General features: G+C 57.1%; 17 protein-coding genes. 12 read left to right on the top strand and 5 right to left on the bottom strand.

Features of this window, described 5'->3' with window-relative positions:
• Positions 1-139 precede the first annotated feature (139 nt).
• The 4 genes from FBY02_RS28565 (at position 140) to FBY02_RS02395 (ending at position 4,568) form a co-directional block, all read left to right on the top strand.
• Positions 140-2,305 (top strand): S-type pyocin domain-containing protein, encoded by a 2,166-nt coding sequence (locus tag FBY02_RS28565; protein ID WP_144922925.1) that lies wholly within the window; start codon positions 140-142, stop codon positions 2,303-2,305.
• The gene (locus FBY02_RS02405) at positions 2,302-2,547 is read left to right on the top strand and encodes a bacteriocin immunity protein (protein WP_144922922.1); all 246 of its coding nucleotides are present in this window, start codon (positions 2,302-2,304) and stop codon (positions 2,545-2,547) included. The genes FBY02_RS28565 and FBY02_RS02405 overlap by 4 nt, the downstream gene beginning before the upstream one ends.
• 120 nt (positions 2,548-2,667) lie before the next feature.
• A complete protein-coding gene (locus FBY02_RS02400) occupies positions 2,668-3,450 on the top strand; it encodes an ATP-grasp domain-containing protein (protein ID WP_144922919.1) in 783 nt (260 codons plus the stop codon).
• Between the two features lie 350 nt (positions 3,451-3,800).
• Positions 3,801-4,568 (top strand): N-acetylmuramoyl-L-alanine amidase, encoded by a 768-nt coding sequence (locus tag FBY02_RS02395; protein ID WP_144922917.1) that lies wholly within the window; start codon positions 3,801-3,803, stop codon positions 4,566-4,568.
• Between the two features lie 44 nt (positions 4,569-4,612).
• Here the strand turns inward: FBY02_RS02395 and FBY02_RS02390 are convergent, their stop codons facing one another.
• The 4 genes from FBY02_RS02390 to FBY02_RS02375 form a co-directional block, all read right to left on the bottom strand.
• Entirely contained in the window at positions 4,613-5,524 is a 912-nt protein-coding gene (locus FBY02_RS02390) for an SDR family oxidoreductase (RefSeq protein ID WP_144922914.1), read from the bottom strand.
• A 279-nt stretch (positions 5,525-5,803) separates the two neighbouring features.
• Positions 5,804-6,715, bottom strand: a complete 912-nt coding sequence (locus FBY02_RS02385) for an alpha/beta fold hydrolase (protein ID WP_144922911.1) — start codon at positions 6,713-6,715, stop codon at positions 5,804-5,806.
• The gene (locus FBY02_RS02380; RefSeq protein ID WP_144922907.1) at positions 6,715-7,497 is read right to left on the bottom strand and encodes a class II aldolase/adducin family protein; all 783 of its coding nucleotides are present in this window, start codon (positions 7,495-7,497) and stop codon (positions 6,715-6,717) included. Before FBY02_RS02380 ends, FBY02_RS02385 begins: the two co-directional genes overlap by 1 nt.
• A gap of 136 nt (positions 7,498-7,633) precedes the next feature.
• On the bottom strand, positions 7,634-8,089 hold the full coding sequence (locus FBY02_RS02375; protein WP_144922905.1) for a flavodoxin: 456 nt from the start codon (positions 8,087-8,089) through the stop codon (positions 7,634-7,636).
• A 158-nt stretch (positions 8,090-8,247) separates the two neighbouring features.
• Between FBY02_RS02375 and FBY02_RS02370 the strand changes: the two genes are divergently transcribed.
• Complete coding sequence (locus tag FBY02_RS02370) at positions 8,248-8,721, top strand: PAS domain-containing protein (protein WP_144922902.1); 474 nt, start codon at positions 8,248-8,250, stop codon at positions 8,719-8,721.
• Between the two features lie 52 nt (positions 8,722-8,773).
• Entirely contained in the window at positions 8,774-9,379 is a 606-nt protein-coding gene (locus FBY02_RS02365; protein ID WP_144922899.1) for a hypothetical protein, read from the top strand.
• Positions 9,380-9,418: 39 nt separating this feature from the next.
• Here the strand turns inward: FBY02_RS02365 and FBY02_RS02360 are convergent, their stop codons facing one another.
• Complete coding sequence (locus FBY02_RS02360; RefSeq protein WP_144922896.1) at positions 9,419-10,378, bottom strand: MerR family transcriptional regulator; 960 nt, start codon at positions 10,376-10,378, stop codon at positions 9,419-9,421.
• Positions 10,379-10,619: 241 nt separating this feature from the next.
• On the opposite strand from FBY02_RS02360, the gene folM reads away from it, so the two are divergent.
• From folM to FBY02_RS02330, 6 genes are all read left to right on the top strand, one after another.
• A complete protein-coding gene (folM, locus tag FBY02_RS02355; RefSeq protein ID WP_144922893.1) occupies positions 10,620-11,330 on the top strand; it encodes a dihydromonapterin reductase in 711 nt (236 codons plus the stop codon).
• An 18-nt stretch (positions 11,331-11,348) separates the two neighbouring features.
• Positions 11,349-11,909 (top strand): GTP cyclohydrolase I FolE, encoded by a 561-nt coding sequence (folE, locus tag FBY02_RS02350; protein ID WP_024777516.1) that lies wholly within the window; start codon positions 11,349-11,351, stop codon positions 11,907-11,909.
• Positions 11,910-12,290, top strand: coding sequence for a dihydroneopterin triphosphate 2'-epimerase (gene folX / locus FBY02_RS02345; protein ID WP_144922890.1), 381 nt, complete (start codon positions 11,910-11,912; stop codon positions 12,288-12,290).
• A 97-nt stretch (positions 12,291-12,387) separates the two neighbouring features.
• Positions 12,388-12,684: a DUF1244 domain-containing protein gene (locus FBY02_RS02340; protein WP_144922888.1), complete on the top strand. Its 297-nt coding sequence runs from the start codon at positions 12,388-12,390 to the stop codon at positions 12,682-12,684.
• Positions 12,677-13,015, top strand: coding sequence for a HopJ type III effector protein (locus FBY02_RS02335; protein WP_144922885.1), 339 nt, complete (start codon positions 12,677-12,679; stop codon positions 13,013-13,015). The genes FBY02_RS02340 and FBY02_RS02335 overlap by 8 nt, the downstream gene beginning before the upstream one ends.
• Positions 13,016-13,214: 199 nt before the next feature.
• Complete coding sequence (locus tag FBY02_RS02330) at positions 13,215-14,465, top strand: aspartate aminotransferase family protein (RefSeq protein ID WP_144922882.1); 1,251 nt, start codon at positions 13,215-13,217, stop codon at positions 14,463-14,465.
• The last annotated feature ends 50 nt before the right edge of the window (positions 14,466-14,515 follow it).

Below are 14,515 nucleotides of genomic sequence, written 5' to 3'. Positions count from 1 at the left end.
TTTTTTATGTGGGTTTATTTCCTGGGTAAAACTTCTTGTTTCCTACAACACCGTCGGAAACGCTCACCTGCCCGGTTTGCAAGATCAAATTTATAGTCTTTTTCGTCGACTTGGATGGCGACGACATCAATAGGCATGAATGACGGCAAATATTGCATGCCGACATGTCTATTTGAACATTCAGCTCGAAAAGGAAATCGAGATGCTGGAAGAAAAAAATATACTGGTCAATAGAGGAATACCTCGCACGCCCTCTCTTTCAAACAATGGCTTCGGCAGTAACTGGGACCACTCAACAATCACAATTAACGCAGATCTTGGACGTGATGGAATTGATATAGCCAAAGACTGGGTAATCGAGGGCAACCTTTATACCGAAACAACCTACAAAGAAAATATAAAAAACATCGTCCGCATAACCGATACCGAACTCGCAAACACAAAAGCGTATGTTCGCGCTACTGCCAAGGAGGGAACCGATGCCCTCGTCCTAGAGTTAAATGCGCTGGGTCTTCTGCTTTCCAACATAACAACTGATCACCAAAAGCAAAGAACAACCGCCAATCTTTTTTATGGTCACGACCCGCTGACTCATAAAGGACGGGATCCTTATATGAAAGGATTCGATGTCCCATTTCGCATTTCGGAAAAAGACTACATCAAAGCTGCAGAACAATGGAACGCTTCTTATGCCGCTGCTTACCATGCGAAGTTCCTGGCTGAGCAAATGAAACTGCTGAATGCTCGCATCGCTACACAGAATAAGACCATTGCCGATGCCAAAGCTAAAGCCGCCGCTGCTCAAGCAAAGGTCCAGGCCGAGGCTAAACGTGTGGCCGAAGAGCGAGCGCGGCTGGAGGCAGAGGCGCAACGCAAGGCTGCGGCTGAAAAAGCCGCCGCCCAGGCGAAAGCCCAAGCCGACGCAAAACGAATGGCCGAAGAACTGGCTCGCAAAACAGCCGAAGCCGAGGCCAAACGGGTTGCAGAAGAACAGGCACGGTTGGCGGTAGAAGAACAACTCAAGGTCGCGGCTGAAGCCGCCGCCCAAGCAAAAGCCCTGGCTGACAAAGAACGCACGGCCACTATAAAAGCCCGCAAGGCAGCCAGGGCTGAGGCCAAACGCAACGCCAGACGCAGACGGCTTGCCGCGAAAGCGGCCCGGCTTCAGGCCGAAACTCAAACGACACGTAGAACGGCCACGGCTGCTCAGGCATTTCGCCTATCGGGCTCCGTCGCTGTCGCCGGCCCAGCGTTCAGCGTCGCGGGAGCAAGTCTCGCCGCCAACCCGACAACCACCTCGGCAATCACCGCTGCGCTACGCGTTGCCGTCACGGCAATCAGCGAAACCATTGCGGCGACCGCGGTACCCGCTGTCGCAGGGTTTGCGGCATTGCTCTATTCACCCAAGTTGGCGAACGGTGAATTACCGGAACGGTATGCTTTAAGTACACCACTCTCAGACCTCGCACCGACACAACACCACGATTTACACGCCATCGCGGCGGCCGGCGGGACCGTTGACTTACCTGTACGCCTCACCTCCCAAGCGACGGCAGATGGTCAGTCAGAAATCCTCGTGATCAACACTGACGGTGTAACCCACCCGTCGAAAGTCCGAGTGCTACCGGTTACCTACAACGCACAACAGAACCTCTACACCGCTACAACTGAAGACACCCCACCCAGATCCTTGACGTGGACACCGGTCGTTCAACCCGGAAACAGTTCCACTGCATTTCCAGCCGAACCACCCGGCCCACCTGCTTATACAGGCGCATCGGTAACACCCGTAGTGGGGAGAATCGATCCATTCCCTGAGATATCCCTAAACAGTTTCAATGATTATGTTTTCGTTTTCCCCATCGACTCAGGCCTGCCACCCCTGTACGTCATGTTCAGGGATCGACGTGAAGACCCTGGGATTGCGCTGGGATCGGGTACCCCGATTTCAGGCGTGTGGACGGACGCTGCATCAAAAGGTGAAGGAGCACCCATTCCGTCGCAGATTGCGGATCAATTGAGGGGGAAGAAGTTTAGGAGATTCAGGAAGTTTCGGGAGAGTTTTTGGAAGGCTGCTGCTGGGGATCCTATACTTTCGCAACATTTTGACCGGTACAATCTAGGACGAATGAAGAGAGGGTTGGCGGCAATTGTTAATAAGAATGAACGCATTGGCAGGCGGTATACTTATGAGTTGCACCACATAAAATATATCTCCCACGGAGGGGAAATTTATGACCTTGACAACATTAATCTAATGACCCCAAAACGCCATATCGAAATACATCGAGAGCACAAACAATGACCAAACTAACAATGACAGAATCAGAATTTCTCGCCTTTGTGAAAAAAATTTGCGATGTAGATTATCCATCAGATTCGGCCCACATAGCCGCGATTATGGAGTTTGAAAAAATTTCAGAGCACCCTTCCGGTTCAGATCTAATTTATTATCCAGAAGACGGTCATAACAGCCCTGAACAAATAGTAGCAAAGGTAAAAGTTTGGCGCGCCGCCAACGGCAAACCGGGATTCAAGCAACTCTGACCTTCCAGATACTTAAACGACCTGCTACTGAATAATCGGCAGCAGGCTCTCTTGACTCCGCATCGTGATGTGTCGAGTCCAGCAGTATTTGACCCTCCACTTCTCATCGGTAAAAGCATTATGCACCTCATCTATCCTAGCGACCCATTTGATAAAGAACGTCCCGATGAGCAGTACGCTGAAGAGTACGAAGCGGTAATGATCGCAGGACTGAGGACTGTGCTGTTCTCTTTTGAAGATTTCGAAGCAGGTCTTTTCAGGACTTCTGCGCCCCTCATGCCCGGAGACTCGGTTTTATATCGTGGATGGATGCTGAGACCCAACGCGTATGCCGCTTTGCTTAACCAACTGCGCGAAAAGGGCGTCATTGGAGTGACCGACGCCAGGCAATATCGACTCTGTCATCATTTGCCGCAGTGGTATCCGCTGTTGGTCGCTCACACAAGTGAAACGGTGGTGCTGGATAGCGATGCAAACTTCACTCAGGCGCTCGAGGGCCTGCAATGGCCAGGCTACTTCATCAAGGATTACGTAAAGTCGCTTAACACGGGTAATGGCAGTCTGGTGAACACTCCCGAAGGTATAGCGCCGCTTGTTGAAAAGATGCGCCAATATCGTGGCCAGATTGAAGGCGGTATATGCGTCAGACGACGAGAAGAATACCTCGAAGAAACCGAACGTCGTTACTTTGTGCTCCACGGGCAGGCCTATGGCGTCACCGACGAGGTGCCTGAGTTGGTGATCGAATGCGCGCGGCTGATCGACAGTCCTTTTTTCTCAATAGACGTAGTGCTCAGATCGGACGGTGTACTGCGGGTGATCGAGCTGGGTGACGGCCAGGTGTCAGACCGCAAAGAATGGTCCACCGAGCGCTTTGCCTGGATGTTGAGCCGCGCAGGATAAGTATATACCTGATGGAACCCGCCTTATGGGTAATGTCGGTCACTTGAGGGATTGCTTGCATCATCGTGGCGATTATTTCATCAGCATAAGCATCGTCGCGCTTAAACTGCTGTTTTATCATACCGGCTTATCCCTAACTGAAATTTTTTCGCTCCTGCATCACTGTCAGAGTTCGTCATAAGAAAAATAGCCCATACACCCTGTTTCCATTAACGATCAATTCCCAAACACCCAAACGCCTATTCCTACAACAATGTAAGAACTCCACTACAAGCCCATGAAAAATCCACTGATACGCTGAAAGTCAGTCGCAGCATTCTGCTTCGATTTTAAACTTTAGCGAGTTCTTTATGACGTCAATCAACTACAACAGCTATCGATCAAAAAAAGGTTTTAACAGCCGAGTTCGCTTCCTGGTTTTCCATTACACCGCGGCTAACTTTTCATCTTCCGTCAACGCACTCACCGGTGCCTCCGCCAGTGCCCATTACCTGATTCCGGACTTCACTGACCCAAGCTATTTGAAGGCAGGTTTCAACGAGCCGCAGATTTTCAATCTGGTGGACGAAAACAAACGAGCCTGGCACGCAGGGGTGAGCAGTTGGGGCAATCGCAGCAATTTGAACGACACGTCCATTGGAGTCGAAATTGTCAATCTGGCCGCTGACCACCAGGGGACATTCACCTTCCCGCCTTACTCGCCGCAGCAAATCGAAGCAGTGGAACAGTTGGCCCTCGACATACTTCGGCGCTATCCCGAGATCACTCCGGTCAATGTCGTGGCGCATTCGGACATCGCCGCCGGGCGCAAGAGTGACCCGGGGCCGATGTTCCCCTGGCACGCGTTGTATCTGAAAGGCATCGGCGCATGGTTCGATGACAGCACGCAGCAGTCTTTCATGCAGGCCTACCGGTGCGCGGGCGTGCCAACACGGGAACATCTGTTGGGGCTGTTCCGGAAATATGGGTATGACACCACAGCGGCCACGACGAGCGCGGGTTTCCAGCGTTTGGTACGCGCCTTCCAGTTGCACTTCCGGCCGGCGAAACATGATGGGGTGATGGACATCGAGACAGCGGCGAACCTGGCAGCCTTGGTGAAGAAATACTGTCCCTGAGCACGGTTATCGTCGGCAACGACAACCGGCCCGGGCAATAAAGGTTACACGGCGTAACGCTGCATGTTCACCATCATTTCCTTCAACGCTTCCAGGTTGTCATTGGGATGCACGGCGTTGTCGAAATCGCAGATCTGCTGCCAATGGGCAGCAACGTCTTCGGGCGCGAAGCCCTTGCTTGGGTCGAATCCGACACCGAGGCTGCGCTCCCAACGGACCTTGCCCATCCAGCCGCCGCCCACTTCGAACAATCCGGAGGTTTCCTGGCAGGCTTCGCTGGCCAGGTACACCACCAGCGGGCTGACGAGCTCGGGCTTGAGTTGCTCGAACACCTGCGGCGGCATCAGGCCTTCGGTCATGCGCGTGCCGCCGGTGGGGGCGATGGCGTTGACCAGGATATTGTTCTTGCGACCTTCGATGGCCAGGGTACGCGTCAGGCCATAAAGGCCGAGCTTGGCCATGCCGTAGTTGGATTGGCCGAAGTTGCCGTAGATGCCGGAGGTGGAGGCCGTGAAGATCACCCGGCCATAGTTTTGCTCACGCAGGTGCGGCCAGGCGGCACGGGTGACTTTGTACGCGCCCTCGACGTGGACGCGGTAGACCAGGTCCCAATCGGCGTCGTCCATTTTGTGGAAGGTCTTGTCCCGCAGGATACCGGCGTTGTTCACCACGACATCGACCCGACCAAACGCGTCGAGGGCGTTTTGCACAAGCTTGTCGCCGTCGGTGACGGAATCGTGGTTCGCCTCGGCAATGCCCCCGGCTTCGCGGATTTCGGCGACTACCCGATCCGCTGCCGAGGCATTGGCTCCTTCTCCCTGGGCAGAGCCGCCGAGGTCATTGACCAGCACCTTGGCGCCTTGCCTGGCGAACAGCAGCGCATGGGCCCGCCCCAGCCCACCACCGGCTCCCGTAACGATCACCACCTTATCTTCGAAGCGCACAGACTCACTCATGGGCAGAACTCCAGCAGACCGAGGGTTTAAAGCCTGAGTGTCAGGCACGGGGCTGACGGTCACAATCAACACGGTTGAGAGTGAATGGTAGGCGATAAGGTGAGGGGATGATGCGGTACCAGATTCCACCCGAACCGGGTTCGGCGGCAGGTCCACCGTCGAGGCAAGCTGACCCAACGCTTTGGCGAGCAAGCCCGCTCCCACAGAGGATGGGCGGTAGGTGCAGATCTCAGGTTCAATCCGGGCAGCGGTGGGAGCCGGGCTTGCCCGCGATGACGGTCACCGACATTTCGCCGAGGCCCGCAGCCGCACCGGCTCCGCGAGCTTTTCACGAAATGCCAGGTAATGCTTGAGCACCTGCACCGGGGCTTCGGTCTGTGGATAGTGCCCGATATCGGGCAGCAGCACCGTATCCGCATTAGGGATCAGAGCCTCGTAACGCGCCACCATGTGCGCGCCGGAAATCGGATCGAATGCGCCGTCGATCACCCGCAGCGGTACCTCGCCGCGCTGCATCGCCTGGACCCAGCGGTCGCGATGTACGCGGCGCTCGGGAATGTAGCGGATGAGTTTGTGCATGATCCGTGGCCCGTCGTGTTTTTTTACCAGGCTCCAGTAATCGTCCAGTTCGCTTTCGCTGGGACCGCGCCAGGGACCAAAGATCTGTCGAAAATTCCTGGCCAGGCCTTCGCGTGAAAAAGCACGCCCCATCAGCCAGCCCAACGGACTGAGCAACAACTTCTGCGCCAGAACCGGACGATGGGTTTCCGGAAACAGGCCCCCATTGAGAAACGCGCAACTGGCGATCTCGATGCGCGCCTCACAATGTCGGGCGATCAGCTCCTGGGCCACGCTGTCACCATAATCGTGGGCCAGAATATGCACCGCTTGCCGCTCCTGCAGATGAGCCAGCAATGCCTGCTGCAGATCCGCCTGCTCCAGCAGGCTGTAGACGTGATTCGTCGGCTTGGCGGAGTCGCCAAAACCGAGCATGTCACAAGCGATCACGCGATAACGCTGTGCCAGCGGCTGCCACAGGTAATGCCAGTCCCAACTGGCGGTGGGGAAACCGTGGATCAACAGCAGCGGCTCACCATGCCCCGCCACCCAATACCGGATGGTGTGGCCCCGGAACAGGAAGGTCTGGCCACGCTGACGCCAGATGCGCAGCGGAATCTGGACCATCGGCATCAGTGTCTGTAGCCCGGGTTCTGTTGGTCGAGCTTGCGCAGCAACGCCGGCCAGGCCAGCGCACCGCCCATGCCCTGAGCGCTTTTGGTGACCCCGGCAATCATCGCCCGGGCACCGGCCAGTATGTTCGGCTCGATGGGGATCAGCTCGGCCCCGCCGTTCTGCGCCAACACCTGGATGTCACAGGCCCGCTGGAAGGTAAACATCATCAGGAAGGTATCGGCGATGGTGCCAGCGCATGTCAGCAGCCCGTGGTTGTGCAGCATCAGAAAGTGGCGATCCCCCAGGTCTGCCTGCAAGCGGGCCTTCTCTTCATGATTCAGGGCCACGCCTTCATAAGCGTGATAGGCGAGGCTCGACAACACGAACAACGACTGCTGGCTGATCGGCAATACACCCTGTTTCTGGGCCGAGACCGCCACACCGGCAGCGGTATGGGTGTGCAGCACACAGGCGACATCGTCTCGTGTCTCGTGTACCGCGCTGTGAATGGTGTAGCCGGCCGGATTGATTTCGTAAGGGCTGTCCATCAGCTTGTGGCCGGCCAGATCGACCTTGACCAGGCTCGAGGCGGTTATTTCATGGAACATCAGTCCAAATGGGTTGATCAGAAAGTCTTCGGTGCCGGGAACCTTCGCAGAAATATGAGTGAAAATCAGGTCATCCCAACCATGCAGCGCGACCAGCCGGTAGCAGGCGGCAAGATCTATACGGGTTTGCCATTCAGCGGCACTGACCTGATCCTTGATGCTGAGTGTCGATTGGATGGGCGCTATGCTCACGGCTCTGACCTCGGGCTTATCGTTATAGGTATTGGCACAAGAAAGTGAGTCTAGTCAGCCCTTACCGGAACGGTAGTTGCATTGGCAGCCAGGTTAATGGCCGAGCGGGACACCCGTGGGGAACCCGCGCGCGCTATCAACCACGCAATGCGCCGATCAACTCACCCAACCAGGGTTCGGCATCGGTTTCAGGTGTAACGCTTTCGCTGGCATCCAGGCGCAACATCGGCATCACCTCGCGCACACCCAGCTCGGCGAACAACTCGCGCATCTGCTCGCCACCGCCGCAGAAGGTGTCGCCATAACTGGCATCCCCCAGGCCAATCACCGCACCGGGCAGGCCGCGAAAGAATGCCGGCAGTTGATCGCGGATTGTCGAATACAGCGGAATCAGATTATCCGGCAACTCGCCCATGCCGGTAGTGGATGTCACGGCCAACAAGGCCTGCGGACCGAATGCCTGAATATCGGCCAAGGTTGTTCGCGGGTTATGCAGGGTTTCGAAGCCTGCATCGCCGAGCAGCTTGGCGGCGTGTCGAGCGACTTCTTCAGCGGTGCCGTACACCGAGCCGGAAAGGATGGCGACTTTCATCAATCTGGTCCTGAGCCTGAATAAAAAGAAGCGTGATAGTAGCAGGCTGAACCGCAGAGCTACGATTGACGCTCGACAAGCACTAATGGCCAGTAGACATCTCATCAGGTTATTCGAATAATGCGGCACTTACATGGGCTATACAAAGGACGTGTTCCATGATCAATGCGCAACTGATGCAACTGGTGATAAATGCTTCCAATGACGGAATCGTCATCGCCGAAAAGGAAGGCGAAGACAACATTCTGATCTACGTCAACCCGGCTTTCGAACGGCTGACCGGTTATAACCGCGATGAAATCCTTTATCAGGATTGCCGTTTCCTCCAATCGGGTGATCGCGATCAACCCTCCCTGGAGCGAATTCGCCAGACCCTGGATCAAGGCGGCGCTTGTCGGGAAATCCTTCGCAACTATCGCAAGGACGGCACGCCGTTCTGGAATGAATTGTCACTGTCCACGGTAAAAAACGAGGCGGATGGTCACACCTATTTCGTGGGCGTGCAAAAAGACGTGACGGCCCAGGTCAAGGCGCAGCAACGCGTCGTCCAGCTGGAAAAGGAATTGGCCGAAGCCCGTGCGACGATTGCCCGGCTAGATGCGACGAACGGCGCAAACAAAACGACGAATTAACGGTCATTCACTACAATCACCAGTGAAAACGCAAAGTCATTTCGAGTACACCATGCAACGTGACGCCCTTCTGACTCAGGATGAGTTGGACTTTATCCGGACCATGCAACACATCCCGCAATTGAATGAGCGGGATGTGACATCCAGCCTGCTGGTCAATAGCGGGTCGCAGATCCGTGACTTGCTGACACGCCTGGCGGCAAACGAGCAGGTCACGCTGCAAGCCAACTTCGAAAACCAGCAGATGACCTTCCCGTTGCACCTTGTGGAAGATGAATTCCATACGATGCACCTGCGCCTGGGTGTGCCGAGTATCTACGAGGACGGACCGAAAGTACGCCCATGGCGCCTGACCCTCGAAGAGCCGGTGGCGTTGGAAAATGCCAGGGGCCAGCCCGGGGCCTTGTGGGTTCACGAGGTGTCTTGCAAGGGGGTATTGCTGGAAAACCGCAACCGCACCAAACCACCGAAGCAATTTATCCTGTGGTTCAGCCCTTCAGGCTACGAAAGGATTTCCTTGCGAGGCACCTTCGAACGGGAAACCGACCAAGGCTTGTACGCCTACCATTTGAACCAGAACGACCAGGACGAAACCGAACGCCTGCGTCAGTACATCCTCCAGCAACATCGCCTATCCCATCCGGCCATGCATCTCTAGCGGTCCGTACGCTTAATTCGAACGCCTGGATGATCTACCCTAGGTATCCAGGTTACCTGCCAGCAACTGACGCAAGCGCTGGTGAATCACTGTTCCGTCATTGCCCAGGCAACCGATCGATGATCCTGCCAGGCATTCCTGCATCAGGTCGGAGGCATCACCGGCCAACATCAACGGGCAATCCAGGCTCATCGCCAACCTGTTCAGGCGCTTGGGCAACTCGGCGAACGGCGCATGGTTGGACACCAGCACCAACGCCACGGGTTGAGTCTTCTGGCATACCAGGGTCAGTTCGTCGAACGGCTGGCCGACGGTCATCAACCGGATTCCCACTTCCGCCTTTGACACATATAACGCCGTCACCAGCAACTCCAGCTCACGGCACTGTCCGGCAATGGCGCTGACCAGCACGCGTCGCGACCGGTCCTCGCGCTTGAGCAAAAGCCGCTGGGAAACACGCGAGCGCAGGAATCCGTCAAAAAACAGCCATTCGCTGGTCTGCCCGAACTCCTGCTGCCGTTGCAGCAGTTGTTGCCAGAGAGGCATCAGGATGCGCTGAAACACGACCGGCACCGCGTAGCTGGAAAAAATCTGCCCATAGATGCGATCCAGTTCCACGTCATCAAAGTTGGCGACTGAGACCGCGATCTGGCGCTGCCATTGTGTGTAGTCAATCCTCACCAGATCCGATGGAATCAATGCGGAAACCGGTTGCAACGATTCGGTCTTGCTCAGAATCTTGCCGATTTTACTGACAGCCACCCCACGTTCGATCCAAGCAAGGATGCTGCGTACCTTCTCGATATCCCCCATGGAATACAGGCGATGACCGCTTTCGGTACGTGTCGGCTGGATCAGGCCGTAGCGACGCTCCCATGCGCGCAGGGTCACGGGATTCACCCCCGTGAGTCGCGAAACCTCGCGAATGGGAAACAGGTCTTCGCGCACCAGGCCCGCTGCTGCTTGGATAACGAACTGATCGTCGGTGATTACGCTCATTTTTGTCCTGACAGGCCCGGGCGGTAAATTGGATCCCAGTTTACTCCCTCTTAGTCGTATGATGACAAGCGCAAACCGACTGGACACGCTACTTTGTTATTTTTTGACACAAAATTATCCATGTCGTGCCGTCATGAAAAAACACCTGGGCGACCGGTCCGACCCAGGTACAGCCGCTACAAATAGGTACATCCCGCAGTCACTGATATAGTTTTCTTCCGCTGTGAACCGAGCCCCCCCCATGCCCAGTACCGACGCTCCTATCCTGCTCACCGGCGCAGCCCAGCGTGTCGGCTTGCACTGTGCCCGGCGATTGCTGGAAGACGGTTATCCGGTCATCATCACATATCGCACCGAGCGTCCAGGCGTCCAGACGCTCCGGGATCTCGGGGCGACCGTGATGTTTGCCGACTTTTCCAGCGAAGGCGGGATCCTGGCTTTTATCGAACAGCTCAAGCAGCACACTGACCGGTTGCGGGCCATCGTGCACAACGCCTCTGCATGGCTGGTTGAAACGCCAGGCGATGAATCGGCAGCCTTCAATGCCATGTTCGGCGTGCACATGCTTGCGCCGTACCTGATCAACTTGCATTGTGCCGAGCTGCTACGGCGTTCACATCCCGCGGATATCGTGCATATCAGCGACGATGTAACCCGCAAGGGCAGCAGCAAACACATCGCCTATTGCGCCACCAAGGCTGGGCTCGACAGCCTGACCCTGTCGTTCGCAGCGAAGTTCGCACCGGCGATCAAGGTCAACGGTATTGCACCGGCCCTGCTACTGTTCAAGGCCGAAGACGACGACGCTTATCGCGCCAGGACCCTGGCCAAGTCGGCGCTGGGCATCGAACCCGGTAGCGAAGTCATCTACCAGAGCCTGCGGTATCTGCTGGACAACCCCTATGTCACTGGCACGACCCTGACCGTCAACGGCGGGCGGCACGTCAAATAGCCTTCTTGAGGATCCATCATGGCGCTATCCCTGCCTCAGAATTACCGCGAGATCCTCATCGGCCTGGGCGAAGATCCGGAGCGCGAAGGCCTGCTGGACACACCGGCTCGTGCCGCCAAGGCCATGCAGTACCTTTGCCATGGCTACGAGCAAAGCGTCGAACAGATTGTCAATGGCGCCCTGTTCGATTCGGACAGCGACGAAATGGTGATCGTCGCCGACATCGAACTCTATTCCCTGTGCGAACATCATTTACTGCCCTTCATCGGCAAGGCTCATGTGGCTTATATTCCTACGGGCAAGGTCCTGGGGCTGTCGAAGATCGCCCGGCTGGTGGACATGTTCGCCCGCCGCCTGCAGATCCAGGAAAACCTCACCCGGCAAATCGCCGCCGCGGTGCAACAGGTTACCCAGGCCGCCGGTGTTGCGGTGGTCATCGAGGCCCAGCATATGTGCATGATGATGCGCGGTGTCGAAAAACAGAACTCGACCATGAACACTTCAGTGATGCTCGGGGCTTTTCGCGAATCCAGCACCACTCGCCAGGAGTTCCTGCAATTGATTCGACGGAGCAAGTAAATGCCACAACTTCAGCCAGCCATGGCGCGCATCCGGGTCAAGGACCTGCGCCTGCGCACTTTCATCGGGATCAACGAGGATGAAATCCTCAACAAACAGGATGTCTTGATCAACCTGACCATCCTCTACCCGGCACAGGAAGCGGTTCGTGACAACGACATCGATCATGCGCTGAACTACCGCACCATCACCAAGGCGATCATCGCCCACGTGGAAAGCAATCGCTTCGCTCTGCTGGAACGCCTGACCCAGGAGTTGCTGGACCTGGTCATGACCAACGAGTCGGTGCAATACGCCGAAGTCGAAGTCGACAAACCCCACGCCTTGCGTTTTGCCGAGTCGGTGTCGATCACTTTGGCGGCCAGCCGAGCGACTGCGTAGCCGCTTCAAGCGGCAAGCCACACGTTGTAAGCTTGGCTCCCTCAATCCATCTTGCAGCTTGAAGCTTGCCGCTTGCAGCTGTCTCGAAGAGACCACCATGACCGACCAACAACGCCTCGAACTCGAAGCCGCCGCTTTCCGTCGGCTGGTAGCCCATCTGGATAGCCGCAAGGATGTGCAGAACATCGATCTGATGAACCTTGCCGGCTTCTGCCGCAACTGCCTGTCCAAGTGGTACAAGGCCGCTGCCGATGAACGCCAGATCGAGATCAGCCTCGATGACGCCCGTGAACGGGTCTACGGCATGCCGTACGCCGAATGGAAAGCCCAATACCAGCAAGAAGCCAGCGCCGAACAGCAAGCGGCGTTCGCCAAAGGAAAACCCGATGCCTGATCTGAACACCCTGCGCACCCGTCTCCAGAGCGGCGAACACACCTTCGCCGAGACCCTGGCTTTCATCAAGGATGGCTATGACTATCAGCCCCAGCCTTTCACCAACGGCAACGTGGAGAACGCGGCCGGGCAGAACGAAGGTTCCTGCAAGACCCTCGGCCTGGCTCTGCTCGAAGGCTTGAGCGACGAAGAAGCGCTGCTGGCGTTCGGCGAGCATTACCGCTCGGTGCTGGCAACCCCCGAGGGCACAGACCACGGCAATATCCGCGCGCTGATGGTCCACGGCCTGGCGGGTGTGAAGTTTGCGGCCCAGCCCCTGCAACGCCGCTGATTTTAAAGTTGCAACCCGCATCTGTGGCGAGGGGCGGTGCGACGTTTCGCTAAATCCCCTCGCCACAACGAGCCGTTGCAAGACTCCAATTCCCACATCCCGACTTTTAAGATTGACCCGGCAACTTTATTTCGTTTGCCGCCCCCCTTCGCTCGCAGCTTGAATAGCGCACGCCTTCTTCCCTTGCGAGCCGTCCTTCATGAGCAGCGAAACCATCAGCCAATCGATTTCCGTCGTGCACCCCGTCAGCCTCAGCCACGGCAGAAACGCCGAGGTCTGGGACACCGACGGCAATCGCTACATCGACTTCGTGGGCGGCATCGGCGTGCTGAACCTCGGCCATTGCCATCCACGCGTTGTCGAGGCCATTCGCGAGCAGGCCACTCGATTGACTCATTACGCCTTCAATGCCGTGCCTCATGCGCCCTATATCGAATTGATGGAGCGCCTGACCGCGTTTGTCCCGGTGGACTACCCCATCAGCGGCATGCTCACCAACAGCGGCGCGGAGGCGGCGGAAAACGCCTTGAAGATCGTGCGCGGGGCCACGGGCCGCACCGCCGTGATCGCCTTCGACGGCGGCTTCCATGGCCGCACCCTGGCCACTCTGAACCTCAACGGCAAGGTCGCGCCCTACAAACAGAAAATCGGTGTGCTGCCGGGGCCGGTCTATCACCTGCCCTACCCCAGCAAGGACAACGGCGTGACCTGCGCAGAAGCCTTACAGGCCATGGAGCGATTGTTCAGCGTGGAGATCGACGTCAACGATGTGGCCTGTTTCATCGTCGAACCGGTACAGGGCGAGGCGGGCTTCCTGGCGCTGGACATCCCTTTTGCCCAGGCCCTGCGGCAGTTCTGTGACGACAAGGGCATCGTGCTGATCATCGATGAAATCCAGTCCGGCTTCGGGCGCACCGGCCAGCGCTTTGCGTTCTCGCGACTGGGCATCGAGCCCGACCTGATCCTCCTGGGCAAGAGCATTGCCGGCGGTGTCCCGCTGGGGGCAGTGGTGGGGCGCAAGGCTTTGCTGGACAACCTGCCCAAGGGCGGCTTGGGCGGCACCTATTCCGGCAACCCCATCGCCTGCGCCGCCGCACTGGCGACGCTGGAGGAAATGACCGATGCGCACCTGCGCGCCTGGGGTACGCAACAGGAAGAGGCGATTGTCAGCCGCTACGAATCATGGCGCCGCCGTGGACTGACACCGTTCCTGGGCCGCCTGACGGGCGTCGGCGCCATGCGTGGCATCGAACTGGTCCATGTCGACGGTACCCCGGCAGCGGCACAGTTGACCCAGTTGCTGGCGCTCGCTCGGGACGCAGGGTTATTGCTGATGCCCAGCGGAAAGTCGCGGCACATCATCCGCCTGTTGGCGCCGCTGACTACCGAGGCGGCGATGCTGGAAGAGGGATTGGATATTCTCGAGGCGTGCCTGGCGAAGCTGGTCTGAGTTGCCATGTGGCTGACCACAAAAAACCTTGTGGGGGCGGGCTTGCTCGC

It is taken from the genome of Pseudomonas sp. SJZ078, assembly GCF_007828255.1.
GTDB lineage: Bacteria > Pseudomonadota > Gammaproteobacteria > Pseudomonadales > Pseudomonadaceae > Aquipseudomonas.
Note: the sequence above shows the minus strand (reverse complement) of the source record. Positions and strands in the feature narration are given on the sequence as shown.

Bases quoted from the DNA above. Each gene is read 5' to 3' on its own strand.
- FBY02_RS28565 (WP_144922925.1), top strand. From the start codon at position 140: ATGACGGCAAATATTGCATGCCGACATGTCTATTTGAACATTCAGCTC.
- FBY02_RS02405 (WP_144922922.1), top strand. From the start codon at position 2,302: ATGACCAAACTAACAATGACAGAATCAGAATTTCTCGCCTTTGTGAAA.
- FBY02_RS02400 (WP_144922919.1), top strand. From the start codon at position 2,668: ATGCACCTCATCTATCCTAGCGACCCATTTGATAAAGAACGTCCCGAT.
- FBY02_RS02395 (WP_144922917.1), top strand. From the start codon at position 3,801: ATGACGTCAATCAACTACAACAGCTATCGATCAAAAAAAGGTTTTAAC.
- FBY02_RS02390 (WP_144922914.1), bottom strand. From the start codon at position 5,524: ATGAGTGAGTCTGTGCGCTTCGAAGATAAGGTGGTGATCGTTACGGGA.
- FBY02_RS02385 (WP_144922911.1), bottom strand. From the start codon at position 6,715: ATGCCGATGGTCCAGATTCCGCTGCGCATCTGGCGTCAGCGTGGCCAG.
- FBY02_RS02375 (WP_144922905.1), bottom strand. From the start codon at position 8,089: ATGAAAGTCGCCATCCTTTCCGGCTCGGTGTACGGCACCGCTGAAGAA.
- FBY02_RS02370 (WP_144922902.1), top strand. From the start codon at position 8,248: ATGATCAATGCGCAACTGATGCAACTGGTGATAAATGCTTCCAATGAC.
- FBY02_RS02365 (WP_144922899.1), top strand. From the start codon at position 8,774: ATGCAACGTGACGCCCTTCTGACTCAGGATGAGTTGGACTTTATCCGG.
- FBY02_RS02360 (WP_144922896.1), bottom strand. From the start codon at position 10,378: ATGAGCGTAATCACCGACGATCAGTTCGTTATCCAAGCAGCAGCGGGC.
- folM (WP_144922893.1), top strand. From the start codon at position 10,620: ATGCCCAGTACCGACGCTCCTATCCTGCTCACCGGCGCAGCCCAGCGT.
- folE (WP_024777516.1), top strand. From the start codon at position 11,349: ATGGCGCTATCCCTGCCTCAGAATTACCGCGAGATCCTCATCGGCCTG.
- folX (WP_144922890.1), top strand. From the start codon at position 11,910: ATGCCACAACTTCAGCCAGCCATGGCGCGCATCCGGGTCAAGGACCTG.
- FBY02_RS02340 (WP_144922888.1), top strand. From the start codon at position 12,388: ATGACCGACCAACAACGCCTCGAACTCGAAGCCGCCGCTTTCCGTCGG.
- FBY02_RS02335 (WP_144922885.1), top strand. From the start codon at position 12,677: ATGCCTGATCTGAACACCCTGCGCACCCGTCTCCAGAGCGGCGAACAC.
- FBY02_RS02330 (WP_144922882.1), top strand. From the start codon at position 13,215: ATGAGCAGCGAAACCATCAGCCAATCGATTTCCGTCGTGCACCCCGTC.